Origin of the sequence: Bacillus sp. RC240, assembly GCF_044907945.1 — a bacterium.
Taxonomy (GTDB): Bacteria; Bacillota; Bacilli; order Bacillales; family Bacillaceae_G; genus Bacillus_A; species Bacillus_A mycoides.
This window is the reverse complement of record NZ_JBIYCT010000007.1, coordinates 37,871-51,840: the sequence shown is the minus strand read 5'-3', so window position 1 is coordinate 51,840 and position 13,970 is coordinate 37,871. Positions and strand designations below refer to the sequence as shown.

At 34.9% G+C, this 13,970-nt stretch carries 14 protein-coding genes; 8 read left to right on the top strand and 6 right to left on the bottom strand.

Annotated features, from left to right (window positions below; translation table 11 throughout):
• Positions 1–8: 8 nt before the first annotated feature.
• The 3 genes from ABH955_RS20955 (at position 9) to truA (ending at position 3,083) form a co-directional block, all read left to right on the top strand.
• Positions 9–872 (top strand): DNA-3-methyladenine glycosylase family protein, encoded by an 864-nt coding sequence (locus ABH955_RS20955; protein WP_085308942.1) that lies wholly within the window; start codon positions 9–11, stop codon positions 870–872.
• 10 nt (positions 873–882) lie between these two features.
• Positions 883–2,262, top strand: coding sequence for a 23S rRNA (uracil(1939)-C(5))-methyltransferase RlmD (gene rlmD / locus ABH955_RS20950; protein ID WP_219300347.1), 1,380 nt, complete (start codon positions 883–885; stop codon positions 2,260–2,262).
• 83 nt (positions 2,263–2,345) lie between these two features.
• Entirely contained in the window at positions 2,346–3,083 is a 738-nt protein-coding gene (truA, locus tag ABH955_RS20945; protein WP_404449287.1) for a tRNA pseudouridine(38-40) synthase TruA, read from the top strand.
• A gap of 46 nt (positions 3,084–3,129) precedes the next feature.
• Here the strand turns inward: truA and ABH955_RS20940 are convergent, their stop codons facing one another.
• The 3 genes from ABH955_RS20940 to ABH955_RS20930 form a co-directional block, all read right to left on the bottom strand.
• On the bottom strand, positions 3,130–3,474 hold the full coding sequence (locus ABH955_RS20940; RefSeq protein WP_002091161.1) for a DUF4064 domain-containing protein: 345 nt from the start codon (positions 3,472–3,474) through the stop codon (positions 3,130–3,132).
• Positions 3,475–3,800: 326 nt separating this feature from the next.
• Entirely contained in the window at positions 3,801–4,004 is a 204-nt protein-coding gene (locus ABH955_RS20935) for a hypothetical protein (RefSeq protein WP_002091158.1), read from the bottom strand.
• An 84-nt stretch (positions 4,005–4,088) separates the two neighbouring features.
• Positions 4,089–5,492 (bottom strand): sigma-54 interaction domain-containing protein, encoded by a 1,404-nt coding sequence (locus tag ABH955_RS20930; RefSeq protein ID WP_404449284.1) that lies wholly within the window; start codon positions 5,490–5,492, stop codon positions 4,089–4,091.
• Between the two features lie 301 nt (positions 5,493–5,793).
• Here ABH955_RS20930 and ABH955_RS20925 point away from each other — a divergent pair, with 301 nt between their 5' ends.
• The 3 genes from ABH955_RS20925 (at position 5,794) to ABH955_RS20915 (ending at position 8,963) form a co-directional block, all read left to right on the top strand.
• The gene (locus ABH955_RS20925; protein WP_002010281.1) at positions 5,794–6,048 is read left to right on the top strand and encodes a biotin/lipoyl attachment domain-containing protein; all 255 of its coding nucleotides are present in this window, start codon (positions 5,794–5,796) and stop codon (positions 6,046–6,048) included.
• A 105-nt stretch (positions 6,049–6,153) separates the two neighbouring features.
• Positions 6,154–7,575, top strand: a complete 1,422-nt coding sequence (locus ABH955_RS20920) for an amino acid permease (protein WP_404457931.1) — start codon at positions 6,154–6,156, stop codon at positions 7,573–7,575.
• 113 nt (positions 7,576–7,688) lie between these two features.
• Positions 7,689–8,963: an acetylornithine deacetylase gene (locus ABH955_RS20915; RefSeq protein ID WP_404449280.1), complete on the top strand. Its 1,275-nt coding sequence runs from the start codon at positions 7,689–7,691 to the stop codon at positions 8,961–8,963.
• A 97-nt stretch (positions 8,964–9,060) separates the two neighbouring features.
• On the opposite strand, the gene ABH955_RS20910 is transcribed toward ABH955_RS20915, so the two are convergent.
• Positions 9,061–9,714, bottom strand: coding sequence for a helix-turn-helix domain-containing protein (locus ABH955_RS20910; protein WP_002091151.1), 654 nt, complete (start codon positions 9,712–9,714; stop codon positions 9,061–9,063).
• Positions 9,715–9,851: 137 nt separating this feature from the next.
• Here ABH955_RS20910 and ytaF point away from each other — a divergent pair, with 137 nt between their 5' ends.
• Positions 9,852–10,463 (top strand): sporulation membrane protein YtaF, encoded by a 612-nt coding sequence (ytaF, locus tag ABH955_RS20905; RefSeq protein WP_002091150.1) that lies wholly within the window; start codon positions 9,852–9,854, stop codon positions 10,461–10,463.
• A gap of 163 nt (positions 10,464–10,626) precedes the next feature.
• On the opposite strand, the gene ABH955_RS20900 is transcribed toward ytaF, so the two are convergent.
• Both ABH955_RS20900 and glsA read right to left on the bottom strand, forming a co-directional pair.
• Positions 10,627–10,971, bottom strand: coding sequence for a DUF3969 family protein (locus ABH955_RS20900; protein WP_002091149.1), 345 nt, complete (start codon positions 10,969–10,971; stop codon positions 10,627–10,629).
• Between the two features lie 172 nt (positions 10,972–11,143).
• Positions 11,144–12,073 (bottom strand): glutaminase A, encoded by a 930-nt coding sequence (gene glsA, locus ABH955_RS20895; RefSeq protein WP_002151698.1) that lies wholly within the window; start codon positions 12,071–12,073, stop codon positions 11,144–11,146.
• Between the two features lie 324 nt (positions 12,074–12,397).
• On the opposite strand from glsA, the gene nagE reads away from it, so the two are divergent.
• A complete protein-coding gene (gene nagE, locus ABH955_RS20890) occupies positions 12,398–13,891 on the top strand; it encodes an N-acetylglucosamine-specific PTS transporter subunit IIBC (RefSeq protein ID WP_061674657.1) in 1,494 nt (497 codons plus the stop codon).
• The last annotated feature ends 79 nt before the right edge of the window (positions 13,892–13,970 follow it).

Below are 13,970 nucleotides of genomic sequence, written 5' to 3'. Positions count from 1 at the left end.
GGAAACGTATGTGGAGCGAACATGTTACGTTAGAATATCCGTACCATTTTGAGGAAGTACTAAAGCGTTTATCTTTCGACCCGTTAAACGTCATTCAATTAGACGAGAAAGTAATTTATGTCCCGCTTTTTATAGACGAAGAACAGATTGTTGTTCGTTTGCAAGGGATTGGTACTGTTCAAAATCCACAGTTTTGGATCTCTAGTCAGGCAGGAGATCAAGAGAAAGTAATGAAACGAATGAGGTCCATTTTTCACTGGAATGAACCGTTTCAAAATATACAAAATCATTTTTTAAACACATCATTACGTCCACTATTTGAAACATATGCTTATACTCCAATTATTTTAGAATTCGATTATTTCGCTTGTCTTCTTCGCTGTATTATTCATCAACAAATAAATTTGAAATTTGCTACTGTGCTAACAGATCAATTTGTAAAGCGATATGGGACAGAGAAGAACGGCGTTTTCTTTTTCCCAACACCAGAAAGAGTAGCGAACATTTCAATAGAAGAATTGAGAGAGCAGAAGTTTAGTCAGCGAAAAGCCGAATATATAGTAGGATTAGCAAAACATATTGTAGGCGGTAAATTAGATTTAGCAAGGATAGAAAACGAAACAGAAGAAGAAGTATCGGCACAATTGTTACCAATAAGGGGTATTGGGGCATGGACAGTGCAAAACTTTTTAATGTTTGGGCTTGGTCGGAAAAATATGTTTCCAAAAGCAGACATTGGAATTCAGCGCGCAGTGCAAGGTGTATTTCAATTAGATGATAAGCCTGATGATGCATTTTTAGAAAAAGTGAAACAAGAGTGTGAACCATATTGCAGTTATGCAGCGTTATATTTATGGAAAAGTATAGAGTAGAGGTGTAATAATGATACAAAAGCAACAAGAGAGTAAGTTGGAAGTTGGTCAAACGTTTCCTGTGACAATTAAACGTCTTGGGATTAACGGAGAAGGCGTTGGTTATTTTAAGAGACAAGTTGTTTTCATTCCAGGGGCATTGCCAGGAGAAGAAGTTGTTGCTGAAGCAACGAAAATTCAGCGTGGCTTCGCTGAAGCGAAAGTGAAAAAAGTTCGTAAATCATCACCACATCGTGTGAAAGCACCATGTTCAGTATATGAGGAGTGTGGTGGCTGTCAATTGCAGCATCTAGATTATAAAGAACAATTAAATCAAAAGCGTGATATCGTTGTACAAGCATTCGAGAAGTATATGAATGACAGTCTAGAAGAGAAAATTCGCCCGACGCTTGGTATGGAAAATCCATGGCATTATCGTAATAAAAGTCAATTGCAAGTGGGGCGTAAAGACGAAAAGGTTATTACAGGGTTATATAAGCAAAACTCACATCAGTTAATTGATATTTCTCATTGCATGATTCAACATAAAGCAACGAATGAAGCGACAAAAGTTGTAAGACGTATATTAGAAAAATTAAATGTTTCTATTTACAATGAGAAAAAACAAAAAGGTTTAGTACGCACAATTGTGACACGTACTGCAGTTCAAACAGGGGAAGTGCAAGTCACACTTATTACAACAAAAGAAGAATTACCAAATAAAGATCAATTTATCGCAGAAGTACAAAAACAAATGCCAAGTGTTAAATCAATTATGCAAAACGTAAACTGGCGTAAAACATCTGTTATTTTCGGTGATAAAACATTTAAATTAGCTGGAAAAGAAGTAATTCAAGAAACACTAGGTGATTTATCATTTGAATTATCAGCACGCGCATTCTTCCAATTAAATCCAGAACAAACTGTTGTTTTATACGATGAAGCGAAAAAAGCAGCTGCTTTAACAGGAAACGAGAAGATTGTGGATGCGTATTGCGGTGTCGGTACAATTGGACTTTGGCTTGCGAATGATGCAGCGGAAGTACGTGGTATGGATGTAATTCCAGAAGCGATTGAAGATGCAAAGAAAAATGCAAAACGCCACGGATTCACAAATGCAAAGTATGAAGCTGGTAAAGCGGAACAATGGTTACCAAAATGGGTGAAAGAAGGCTGGAGTCCAGATGTCATTGTTGTCGATCCACCGCGTACAGGTTGCGATGATAAATTACTTGAAACGATTTTAAAAGTGAAACCGAAACAAGTTGTTTACGTGTCTTGTAATCCATCCTCATTAGCACGTGATGTGCAAACATTAATGAAGAGTTATGAAGTGGAGTATGTGCAACCAGTTGATATGTTCCCGCATACCGCTCATGTAGAAAATGTAGTGAAACTTGTTAGAAAGTAACATTCAATAAGGATATGTCCCTCACAAAGCAGGAGCTATGTGAGGGTATATTTTATTTAGCGAATGGAAGTAAGGAGAATACGATGAACAATTATAAATTGACGATTCAATATGACGGTGCGCGTTATAAAGGGTGGCAACGTCTTGGGAATAATGACAATACGATTCAAGGGAAAATCGAAAGTATAATATCTGAAATGGTCGGAAAAGAAACTGAAATTATCGGCTGTAGTAGAACGGATGCTGGTGTACACGCTTTGAACCAAGTAGCTAACTTTCAAAGTGATGAGAAGTTAGTAGAAAATAAAGTGAAAAAGTATTTAAATCAATATTTACCAAATGATATTAGTATTACGAGTGTAGAAGAAGTACCAGATCGTTTCCATGCTCGTTACAATTCTAAAGCAAAAACATATCTTTATAAAATTTGGAATGAAGAGCATACGAACCCATTTATGCGTAAATACAGCATGCACGTGAATAAACAATTAAATGTGAAAAGCATGAAAGAGGCTGCGAAACATTTAATTGGTTCACATGACTTCACTGCTTTTTCAAATGCAAAGTCTAAGAAAAAATCTATGGTTCGAGAAGTGTATACACTTGATGTTTCCGAAGAATCAGGATTTGTACAAATTAGAGTAAGTGGTAACGGATTCCTTCATAACATGGTGCGGAAAATTGTTGGAGCATTAATTGAAGTTGGATTAGGACAATTAGAGGCGGACGCAATTCCAAACATTTTAGAGGAAAAACAACGTAATCAAATTAATTGTCTTGCTGAGGCGAGTGGATTGTACTTGGAGAAGATTGAGTTTTAGAAAAGATATGAATAAGAAAAAAGCACTCATTTGAGTGCTTCTTCTTTTATGCTGATGCAGTAGTCTTATCTTTTCGGAAAATCCCCATTAATCCGCCGATTAATAATAAAACACCTGGTAATAAGTAAACAATAGAAATACAAATAAATCCACCAATGGCAGCGATAGTCATCATAATGCCACCTACTTTAGCTTTGCTCTTAACCATAACACATCCAACAATCCCCAATATTGAAAGAGCTACAGCAGCCCAGCCTAATCCAATAATTTGATTAGCTCCGTCAGCTTCAACTGCTGCTCCTATGCCTCCGATAAATAAAGCAATGAATGCACATAAAATCCCGAATATACCACCAATTAATCCTAATACAAATTCTGCTGTTCTTTTCATAGTAACCACCTTTTAGAAAATATTTATTAGCTTTTTCATCCAACTCACAATTTGTTAGTTCAACAAAATGAACTACATGTTATTAACATAAGTGAAGTTTATATAAACAATCTTCAAAGATGTTGAAATGTCAGATTTAGAACTTACATGATAACAAATATAATAAAAACAAAATGTCGAAATTTGTCGATTTTACTAAAGTACATTTTTTCAGTATATAACTAATTTTGAGTTAAATTTCAAATCATTGAGATAAAGAGAGTAGAATGAAAAAACACGAGAGCGGTAACCGTCTCGTGTTTTTTATGATAATTAACTTTGTTCGTTTAAGAAGATTTTTCTCTTTTCATACGTAGCTTCAAATTCCAAAAAGCAGCAAGCATAATAGCTGCAAAGGAGCCGCTAATTGTGGCTAATAGCTTTGCATAAGGAAAGCTGTTCATATCAATATTAATGAATAACATCATACATAGAACGGCAGGAAGAAGGTATAAGTATTGTAATAACTTTAATTTTTTATCATTACTCATATATATCGCCCCTTTCTATCATGTCACATGTAAATTATAACGTATTTTTCCAAATAGTTACTTGTACTTGGAGAAATATTCATTTCATATGTGTAAGTGCAATTTTTTAATTCGATATTGTAAGTTTTGTCTGCTCAATCCTAAAAACTTTGCGGCTTGTGAGATATTACCTTTATTTTCTTTAAGAATTTGATGGATATATTTTTTTTCCATTTCTTCGATTATACGTTTTAAATTTTGTGGCGTATCAGTATTGTGACTAGTTAGTGGAGTCTGCATATTGAGTTCCTTTTTTGCTAGTTCGCGAAAGTGCGTTGGCATATGGAACACTGTAATGATATCTTCATCTTCTATTAAGTTCATGGATCCTTCAATTATATGTTCTAGTTCTCTCACATTACCAGGCCAATCGTATTGATAGAAGAAGTTATTTACGTTTAAATCTACATCTTTTACGCTAAGATCAAATTGGATATTGTATTTTTCAATAAAGTGTTGAACAAGATATGCAATATCTTCTTTTCGTTCCCGTAAAGGTGGAAGACATAAAGTAACAACGCTTAATCGGTAATATAAGTCTTGCCTTAATCGATTGTACGCTATGGCTTCAAGAGGGTCTTCATTAATAGTTGCTATAATACGAACATCAATTTCTTTTTCTTGCGCGCCCCCAATTCTTCGTATTGTTTTTTCTTGTATAGCACGCAATAATTTAGCTTGAAGTGCTGGGCTTAATGAGTTGATTTCATCTAATAATAAAGTTCCCCCATTTGCCTCTTCAAATAAACCAGGTTTATCTATTGCTCCTGTAAAAGCACCTCGATTTGTACCAAATAGTAAACTTTCCATTAAGGTTTCTGGTATAGCGGCACAGTTTTGCGAAATAAATGGTTTTGTTGAACGCTGGCTTTCATTATGGATGCTTTGCGCAAATAGCTCTTTACCGGTCCCTGTTTCCCCGATGATAAGTATGGAGGATGGCGTACGTATTACTCTCTTTGCTTCTGTAATGACCGATTGAATAGCTCTAGAATCACCAATTATGTGATCAAAGGTAAACTTAGTATTTTGTTTTCGAGAAAGGTTCGTTTTCATTGTTTGCTTTAAATGACTAATCTCTTTTGAAATTTCAATAGCGCCTTTAATTTTTCCATTTTCTATTATAGGAAAAGTATCGTTAATCGTCGTAATCTCTTGTCCTTTATTGTTAAAATACGTTTGTTTTATATTTTTGTTTGTTTTTCCAAGTTTTAAAGCCTCTATAAGAGTACTATTTTTATTTTCTTCAAATGCAAATACTTCTAAAGGATTTTTATCTAGCACATCTAAGCGATCCATTGATTCAATTTCCATCATTTTACGGTTATAGATAATCGTTTTACTTTCCTCATTAATAATATGGATCCCAATATCTAGTTCATTGAGTAAAGTTTCGTATAGCACATTCATTTCAATAATCTTTTTAAAATTGATTTCTTCTGTATGCATGTATTATCTTCTCCTCGTTATACCCTATGAAGACTGACTTTTTATAATTTTATTAAAATTCTTATAAAATCGCAAAATTTTTTTGCTATTTTCTCTTAAAAATTTTCAAATGATAGAAAAATTTTGCGGTTATGCAGATTTTTTTCGTAAGAAATCCTAATTTTACATAGGTATTAAGGTTGGTACGTATTTTGCATGAATAGTAGTTAAGATCTCTAAATTTAAAGAGTAGGGGGATTATGAATCTTTATAGTGTATGCAACGTTTCAGTTTCAATTAATAAGAGGGAGGAATTTATAAAGTGAAGACGGTTATAGAAGGCGTATATAGTCCTTGTTACGGGAAAGTAGAGAAATTATTTGTTACTGAAAGTTCTTACGTATATGAGTGGGAAAAATTAGCGTTAATTGAAACAATAGATAAGCAGCAGGTGGAAATTAAAGTGGGAATCAGTGGTTATATCGAATCATTAGAAGTGGTAGAAGGACAAGCTATCGCTGATCAAAAACTATTAATAACAGTGAGGGATGACCTTTTAATAACAGGTAGTGATTAATAGTAGTAATATGTATTTTGCTCTTTTAAATAATTATTTTTACTATGAAGAATTTTAAAAACGCTTACATTAAATGGGTTTGCAAAGTGAAAAGGGGGGATTTATATGATGGATCAAAACCAGGGATTAAAAAGAGAATTGAAAAGTCGGCACATATTTATGATTGCACTCGGAGGGGTTATTGGTACTGGGCTTTTTTTAGGATCCAGTTATACAATTCATGAAGCTGGACCTGGAGGAGCGATTGTAGCGTATCTTGTCGGTGGATTTGTTATGTATTTAACGATGCTCTGTCTTGGAGAGTTAGCGGTTGCGATGCCTGATGCAGGATCGTATCAAACATATGCTACAAAACATATTTCACCTGCAGCGGGTTATGTAGTGGGATGGATGTCGTGGCTAAACTGGACGGCTACGATAGGCATTGAATTAATTGCAGTTAGTATATTAATGAAACGTTGGTTTCCAGATGTACCATCATGGATTTGGTGCGTAGTGTTTGCCGTATTGCTCTTTGTTATTAATGCGTTATCTTCAAGAAGTTTTGCGGAGGTTGAATTCTGGTTTGCAAGTATTAAAGTAATTACAATTATTGCATTTATCATTTTGGGCGGGGCAGCAATGTTTGGTTTTCTAGATATGAAAGGAAATGAACCAGCGCCGATGTTTTCTAGCTTTACTGATTATGGTGGATTGTTCCCAAATGGGTTATCAGCCATTTTAATTACGATGATTGCAGTTAATTTTTCCTTCCAAGGAACAGAACTAGTTGGTATTGCAGCTGGTGAGAGTGAAAATCCAGAGAAAACTATCCCGAAGGCAATTAATAATACAGTTTGGCGCATACTTATTTTCTTTGTACTATCTATTTTTATTCTTGCGGGACTATTTCCTTGGCAGCAAGCAGGAGTGATAGAAAGTCCATTCGTAGTTGTATTTGATAAAATTGGTATTCCTTATGCGGCTGATATTATAAATTTTGTTATTATTACAGCTGTACTATCAGTTGCGAATTCAGGATTATATGCAACTTCCCGTATGCTATGGTCTATGTCTAATCAAGGAATGATTAGCCCGATTTTTGGTAAGTTATCTAAAAACGGTGTTCCTATTTATGCATTGATTGTAAGTACGTTTGTAGGGTGTCTCTCATTACTATCAGGTATTTATGCGGAAGATACAGTTTATTTATGGCTTCTTTCTATTGCTGGGTTTGGAGCGATATTAGTTTGGGCATCTATTGCTTTATCTAACCTATTAGCTAGAAGGACATACGTGAAGCAAGGGGGAGATATTAAGGATTTGAAATTTAAAACACCACTGTATCCATTTGTTCCAATTCTTGCTTTAGTATTAAATTTAACAGTAATTGTAGCTATGGCTTTTATTCCAGAACAAAGAATGGCATTATATTGTGGTATTCCATTTATGATCGTTTGTTTACTGTTTTACCGTGCTACAAGAAGTAAGAAAAGTAAAATAGAACATATCGAAAAGATGAATACAACAGAATTAGAAAGTTTATAGTTGAAATTGAATTTATAATAACAAGGAATTTAGAGACTGTAGAATTGTAAACAGTCTCTTTTTTTGTAAAAATAAAGCTGGAAACATACTACGTATGCAAAGGGGAATTAGCAATGAATCAAGAAGTTTCACAGCTATTAAAACAGATTGATTTACGAAAAGACGAGCTACTAGAACTTACAAAAGCTTTAATTCGCTTTGAAACACCAGCACCACCAGCAAGAAATACAAATGAGGCGCAAGAATTTGTGGCAGAGTTTCTAAAAAAACGAAATTTTAGTATTGATAAGTGGGATGTATATCCGAATGATCCGAATGTTGTTGGAGTGAAAAAAGGGACAGCAAGTGAGTCACATAAAAGTCTCATTATTAATGGACATATAGATGTTGCAGAAGTATCAAAGGACGAACCGTGGGAAACAAAGCCGTTTGAGCCGTTTATAAAAGATGGTTGGTTAGTTGGGAGAGGCGCGGCAGATATGAAAGGTGGACTAGCTGGAGCCTTATTTGCTATTCAGCTTTTAGAAGAAGTGGGGATTGAATTACCTGGAGATTTAATTTTTCAATCGGTAATTGGCGAAGAAGTAGGAGAAGCAGGGACACTTCAATGTTGTAAGCGTGGTTATGATGCTGATTTTGCAGTAGTAGTTGATACAAGTAATTTACATATGCAAGGGCAGGGCGGCGTAATTACTGGATGGATTACAGTGAAAAGCCCGCAAACGTTTCATGATGCAACACGTAGACAAATGATCCATGCTGGAGGACGTCTATTTGGAGCGAGTGCGATTGAGAAAATGATGAAGATTGTCCAAAGCTTACAAGAATTAGAGCGTCATTGGGCAGTCATGAAAACATATGAAGGCTATCCATCTGGAACAACAACAATTAATCCAGCTGTTATTGAAGGAGGACGTCATGCGGCATTTATTGCGGATGAGTGCCGATTGTGGATAACCGTACATTTTTATCCAAATGAAACGCATGAACAAATAATAGAAGAAATAGAAGAGTATTTAGGAAAAGTGGCAGCAGCAGATCCATGGTTAAGCGAGAACCCACCACAATTTAAGTGGGGCGGAGAATCAATGATTGTGGATCGTGGCGAAATTTTTCCTTCTTTAGAAGTAGATAGCGAACATGTTGCTGTAAAAACGCTAAGTTCAGTACATGAATCTATTTTATCTAAAAATGCAATTTTAAATATGTCAGCAACGGTAACTGATGGCGGATGGTTTAGTGAGTTTAACATTCCAGCTGTTATTTACGGACCAGGTACATTAGAAGAAGCTCATTCAATAAATGAGAAAGTTGAAGTTGAGCAGTTAATTGAATTTACAAAAGTAATAACAGCGTTCATATATGAATGGTGTCATACAAAAAAATAGATTAGTATATTGAAATTGTACAGGTATGTACTTGTACGCTTTTTTAGTGAACTATTTCAGAGTTGAACATAAACAACTGAAATAGTTCTTTATTTTTCTATGTTTTTCGTTTTATTTCAATTAATTTCTCTTTAGCTAATTCAACGGCAATCGCATCATCTAAATAGCCGATTGGAAAAAGATAATCGGGGATAATGTCTGTTGATAAAATGAAATATAGTAAGGCACCCCCAATAATTGCACGCTCTTCGGTTGAAATGGTTTCTGTACAAAATTGTTGGTACATATTTGTTAATTGCTCAATGAAAGGACCAGCACTATCAATTTGTTCTATTTTACTTTTGAAACTCTCGTGAATACGTTTTTCGCCTTCAGTAGTTTGAGCATAGCGCTCGTAATTTTCAAGTTCTTGTTTTACACGAGTTGTTGTGTATTCGAAGTCGAATAGGTTAGAGGATTGTAATGTTTGTTGAATTGTATCGAGAGATGTGTACATATCTGCTTTTTCCTTATTTATGTGTGGAGAGTCAGGGTACATTTCATCAAGTAATAATTGCGGTGGAACTTGTAGACAGTTTGCGAATTTTTGTAAATGGTTTTGCTTCGGTTGTTGTTTGCCATTAATTATTCTTGAAATTGTTGCAGGATCAATATTTGTAAGTGTTCCTAGTTGGCGCATAGATAGAGCCCGCTCCTTTAACAGTTTCTTTATTAATTTACCGAGCCGCTCATTTGGATTTTCATTGGGCATAATGTAGGCACTCCTTTTCTATTGTCTATCGTTGAAAAAATGTTGAGCATTTATTACAAGTATATGAAACAGACAGGCACAGTTGCTCAACATTTTCATAATATGCAATGAAAAGTGAGAAAAGGGGTGACTGTACGATGAGTACGGCAGGTTTATTTTCAATTTTTTTAATCGGGATTGCGTCTAATTTAGATAATGCAGGTGTTGGGATTGCATATGGCATTCGTAAAATTAGAATTTCGTGGCTTAATAATTTTATCATCGCATTTTTTGGATTTTTATTTACTTTACTAGCTGGATTTTTTGGGAATTGGATCGCATTATTTATTTCAGAGTTCACAGCAAACATTATTGGAGCAATAGTTTTAGGAATAATCGGGGTGTTTATTTTATGTCAGCCTTTCTTGAGTCAAAAAGATACCGTAGAATCTAAAGATAGTAGTGTACTTATGGGGGTTTTACGTGATCCAGAAAAAGCAGATTTTGATGGTTCTAAAACAATTAGTTTTTCTGAAGCAATTGTTTTAGGAGTTGCATTGTCCATAAACAATATTGCAGGTGGATTTGATGCTGGAGTAACAAATTTAAATCTTTGGCTTACGGCATGTATTTCTGGAGTTTTTAGTTTTATTTGTATTAGTGGTTTTACGTATGTTGGTAAAAGATTTTTAGCTGAATACTTAGGGAAATGGGCAACTATAATTGCAGGTGTGTTATTAATTCTTATTGGAATTGATCAATTGTTGTAAGAATGATAGGGAAAACAGTATTCGAGTATTTCCTTGGAAATACACTAAGAAATTGCATATATCGACGTGAAATCTTTTCACGGTAATGAAAGATTGTAAGTATTATACAAATTTTTGTGTGTAAAAAGGTTTAAAAAAGTAAAAGCACCTGCATAGGTGCTTTTTAGCGTATATCTTCAATTAGTTGTGCACATTCATCATCATGCATACTGTACTCACTTAAAACTTGAATACAAAGCCATTTCAGTTCTTCGATACTATGCTCAAGTTCTTCGGGAAGTACATGGTAAATGTCTTCAAGTCCCATTCCGAAATGAATAAGTTCTAGTACTTGATCATCGATGTTCCGATCCATTAATAGTTCAAGCACTTCTAAATTGAATATGTATCGGTGAGCTTCATCGAGTGAAACAACTTTTAGTTTCAAACTTTCTACAATACTCAATATGAAAAGAAGAATTGTTTTTTCGAGAACAGGTTGTTTCTCCATTTGAAATATGAGTTTCATCTTTTACACCTCCACATACAGCGCTAGGTTGTACTATATTATTCAGGAGGGGGGAGCAAATATGCATAATAAAGAGAACTTTTATTACTGTTTTTTGAAGTGTGTTGATGCCTAGTAGAACGGATTTTTGTGAAATAAAAAATCCTGCCAATATAGCAGGATAACTTCTAAATTAAAACATACTCCAACCTTCTTGGGCAGAAAGTAATTCAAGAATTTTAAAACCAGCGATACTATTTCCGTTTGCATCTAAAGCTGGTCCGAAAATACCGATTCCCATTTCGCCTTTTACGCAGCCGAAAATTCCGCCCGCTACACCACTTTTTGCAGGGATTCCAACACGAATTGCAAATTCACCAGATTCATTATACATCCCGCAAGTAACCATAAATGTTTTACAAATTTTCGTAATATGTTTAGGGATGATCTGTTTCTTTTTATAAGGATCATATCCATCCATTGCAAAGATTAAACCAATACGTGCTAGATCGATACAGTTAACCTCAATTGCACATTGACGCGTATATAAATCCATAAGTTCTTCAATATCGTTATCGATGATGCCATTTTGTTTCATATAGTAACAAAGTGAACGGTTTAAGTAAGCTGTTTCTAATTCAGAAGTGGCAACTTTAGAAGAATAACTAATAGTAGGATTGTCTGTTATATCACGCACAAATTGAAGAATGCGTTCCATCTTCTCCTCGTTATCATTACCAGCTAGCATACTTGTAATAGCTAATGCACCTGCATTAATCATTGGATTAAGAGGCTTGGAAGAACTTGTCGTTTCAAGCTTAATAATAGAATTAAATGGGTCACCAGTTGGTTCCATTCCAACTTTAGAAAATACATATTCTTCACCACGGTCTAAAAGGGCAAGGGCAAGTGTAATTACTTTAGAAATACTTTGAAGAGTAAATAGTGTTTGTGAGTTACCAGCATGGATATATTCTGTTTCTTTATGAAAAATAGCAATCCCTAGATCATCTGGATTTGCATTTCCTAGTTCGGGGATATAAGTAGCAAGTTTTCCTTTTTTCGTATATGGTTTTACTTGTTCTAACAACTGCTGTAAGTTGTTTGTTTCAATGCACTGCATAGTACCAACGCTCCTATTTCGAATTAACTAATTTTACTTTTCCCGATATGCTCGGAAATAAATAATAACATGAAAAAGTGGAATGATAAAACGAAAGTTGAATGTTCTATAGTGAGTCTTCAGTTTCGATTATTCCGTGTTAAAAAAGGAGAATTTTCCTTTTATATAACAGTTTGGAAATAGGAGATTTATCCATAAAAAGTTCGGAAATAAAAACTACACATCTATACAACTATATGTTATTATGGTTATGTAAATAGAAAGCGTTTTCTAAGGCGTACTTATAATGATAACGATTTCATAAATTTGATAGGGGGAATTAAAATGTTGCAGTTTTTACAACGTATTGGTAAAGCGTTAATGCTTCCAATCGCAGTGCTACCAGCAGCAGGATTATTGCTTCGTTTAGGGCAAGAAGATGTATTTAATATTCCTGTTATGGCACAGGCCGGTGCAGCAATTTTTGATAATTTAGCACTTATTTTTGCAATTGGTGTTGCAATAGGTTTGTCTATTGATGGTAGTGGAGCAGCAGGACTTGCTGGGGCAATCGGATATCTTGTTTTACAAAATACAACGAACGCTCTAAGTAAGGCATATTCAGCAGCAGAGCTGAATGATAAATTGAAAAGTGTTCAGGATTTAGTCGGTTCAGCAGATCCAACTAAATTAGCAGATACAATGACAAAAGTTTCAAAAGCAGCGGCGTTAACGCCAAAAATAAATATGGCCATACTTGGTGGTATTATTGCTGGGGTTGTTGCTGGATTACTATATAACAAATTCCATAAGATTAAATTACCAGAATGGTTAGGTTTCTTTGCGGGGAAACGTTTCGTACCAATCATTACTTCAATTGTAATGCTTCTTTTAGGATTAGTATTCGGTCAAATTTGGCCAACAATTCAAAGTGGTATTGATTCAGTAGCACACGGTATCGTAAACTTAGGTTCAGTTGGTGCTGGTTTATTCGGATTATTAAACCGTTTATTAATTCCAATCGGTTTACACCACGTAATGAATACATACTTCTGGTTTGTACTTGGTGACTTTACAAACGCAGCTGGTGATATCGTTCATGGTGATATTGCACGCTTCTTCGCAAAAGATCCATCAGCAGGTATGTTTATGACTGGTTTCTTCCCAATCATGATGTTCGGTTTACCGGCAGCATGTTTCGCAATGATTGCGGCTGCGAAACCAGAAAAACGTAAAATGGTTACAGGTATGTTAGGTGGCCTAGCATTAACTTCATTCTTAACTGGTATTACAGAACCAATTGAATTCTCATTCATGTTCTTATCTCCAGTACTATATGGTATTCATGCAGTATTAACAGGTCTTTCTTTATTCATTACAACAACACTTGGCATTCATGATGGTTTCTCATTTAGTGCCGGTGCAATCGATTACGTTTTAAACTTCGGTATTGCAACAAAACCTGTATTATTAGCAGGAATCGGTTTAATTTATGCAGCAATTTATTTTGCAGTATTCTACTTCTTAATTAAGAAGTTCGACTTGAAAACTCCTGGTCGTGAAGATGACGATGAGTTAGCTGAAGAGGGTGATGCACCAGTTGCAGGTTCAATTGGTGAAACTTACGTAGCAGCTTTAGGCGGAAAAGAAAACTTAGCAGTTATTGATAACTGTGCAACGCGTTTACGCTTACAAGTGAAAGATGCAAGTTTAGTAAATGAACCAGCATTAAAACGCGCAGGTGCAAAAGGCGTTATGAAATTAAGTAACACAAGTGTACAAGTTATCGTAGGTACAAATGTTGAATCTGTTGCCGATGATATGAAAAAACACGTATAAATAGTTAGATAAGAGGATATCCAAAAAGATTGATAACACCAGTCTTTTACAGGATATCCTCTTTTATTATGTTGAAATT

Excerpts from the sequence above, each read along its gene's own strand:
- ABH955_RS20955 (WP_085308942.1), top strand. The coding sequence starts at position 9 with ATGTGGAGCGAACATGTTACGTTAGAATATCCGTACCATTTTGAGGAA.
- rlmD (WP_219300347.1), top strand. The coding sequence starts at position 883 with ATGATACAAAAGCAACAAGAGAGTAAGTTGGAAGTTGGTCAAACGTTT.
- truA (WP_404449287.1), top strand. The coding sequence starts at position 2,346 with ATGAACAATTATAAATTGACGATTCAATATGACGGTGCGCGTTATAAA.
- ABH955_RS20940 (WP_002091161.1), bottom strand. The coding sequence starts at position 3,474 with ATGAAAAGAACAGCAGAATTTGTATTAGGATTAATTGGTGGTATATTC.
- ABH955_RS20935 (WP_002091158.1), bottom strand. The coding sequence starts at position 4,004 with ATGAGTAATGATAAAAAATTAAAGTTATTACAATACTTATACCTTCTT.
- ABH955_RS20930 (WP_404449284.1), bottom strand. The coding sequence starts at position 5,492 with ATGCATACAGAAGAAATCAATTTTAAAAAGATTATTGAAATGAATGTG.
- ABH955_RS20920 (WP_404457931.1), top strand. The coding sequence starts at position 6,154 with ATGATGGATCAAAACCAGGGATTAAAAAGAGAATTGAAAAGTCGGCAC.
- ABH955_RS20915 (WP_404449280.1), top strand. The coding sequence starts at position 7,689 with ATGAATCAAGAAGTTTCACAGCTATTAAAACAGATTGATTTACGAAAA.
- ABH955_RS20910 (WP_002091151.1), bottom strand. The coding sequence starts at position 9,714 with ATGCCCAATGAAAATCCAAATGAGCGGCTCGGTAAATTAATAAAGAAA.
- ytaF (WP_002091150.1), top strand. The coding sequence starts at position 9,852 with ATGAGTACGGCAGGTTTATTTTCAATTTTTTTAATCGGGATTGCGTCT.
- ABH955_RS20900 (WP_002091149.1), bottom strand. The coding sequence starts at position 10,971 with ATGAAACTCATATTTCAAATGGAGAAACAACCTGTTCTCGAAAAAACA.
- glsA (WP_002151698.1), bottom strand. The coding sequence starts at position 12,073 with ATGCAGTGCATTGAAACAAACAACTTACAGCAGTTGTTAGAACAAGTA.
- nagE (WP_061674657.1), top strand. The coding sequence starts at position 12,398 with ATGTTGCAGTTTTTACAACGTATTGGTAAAGCGTTAATGCTTCCAATC.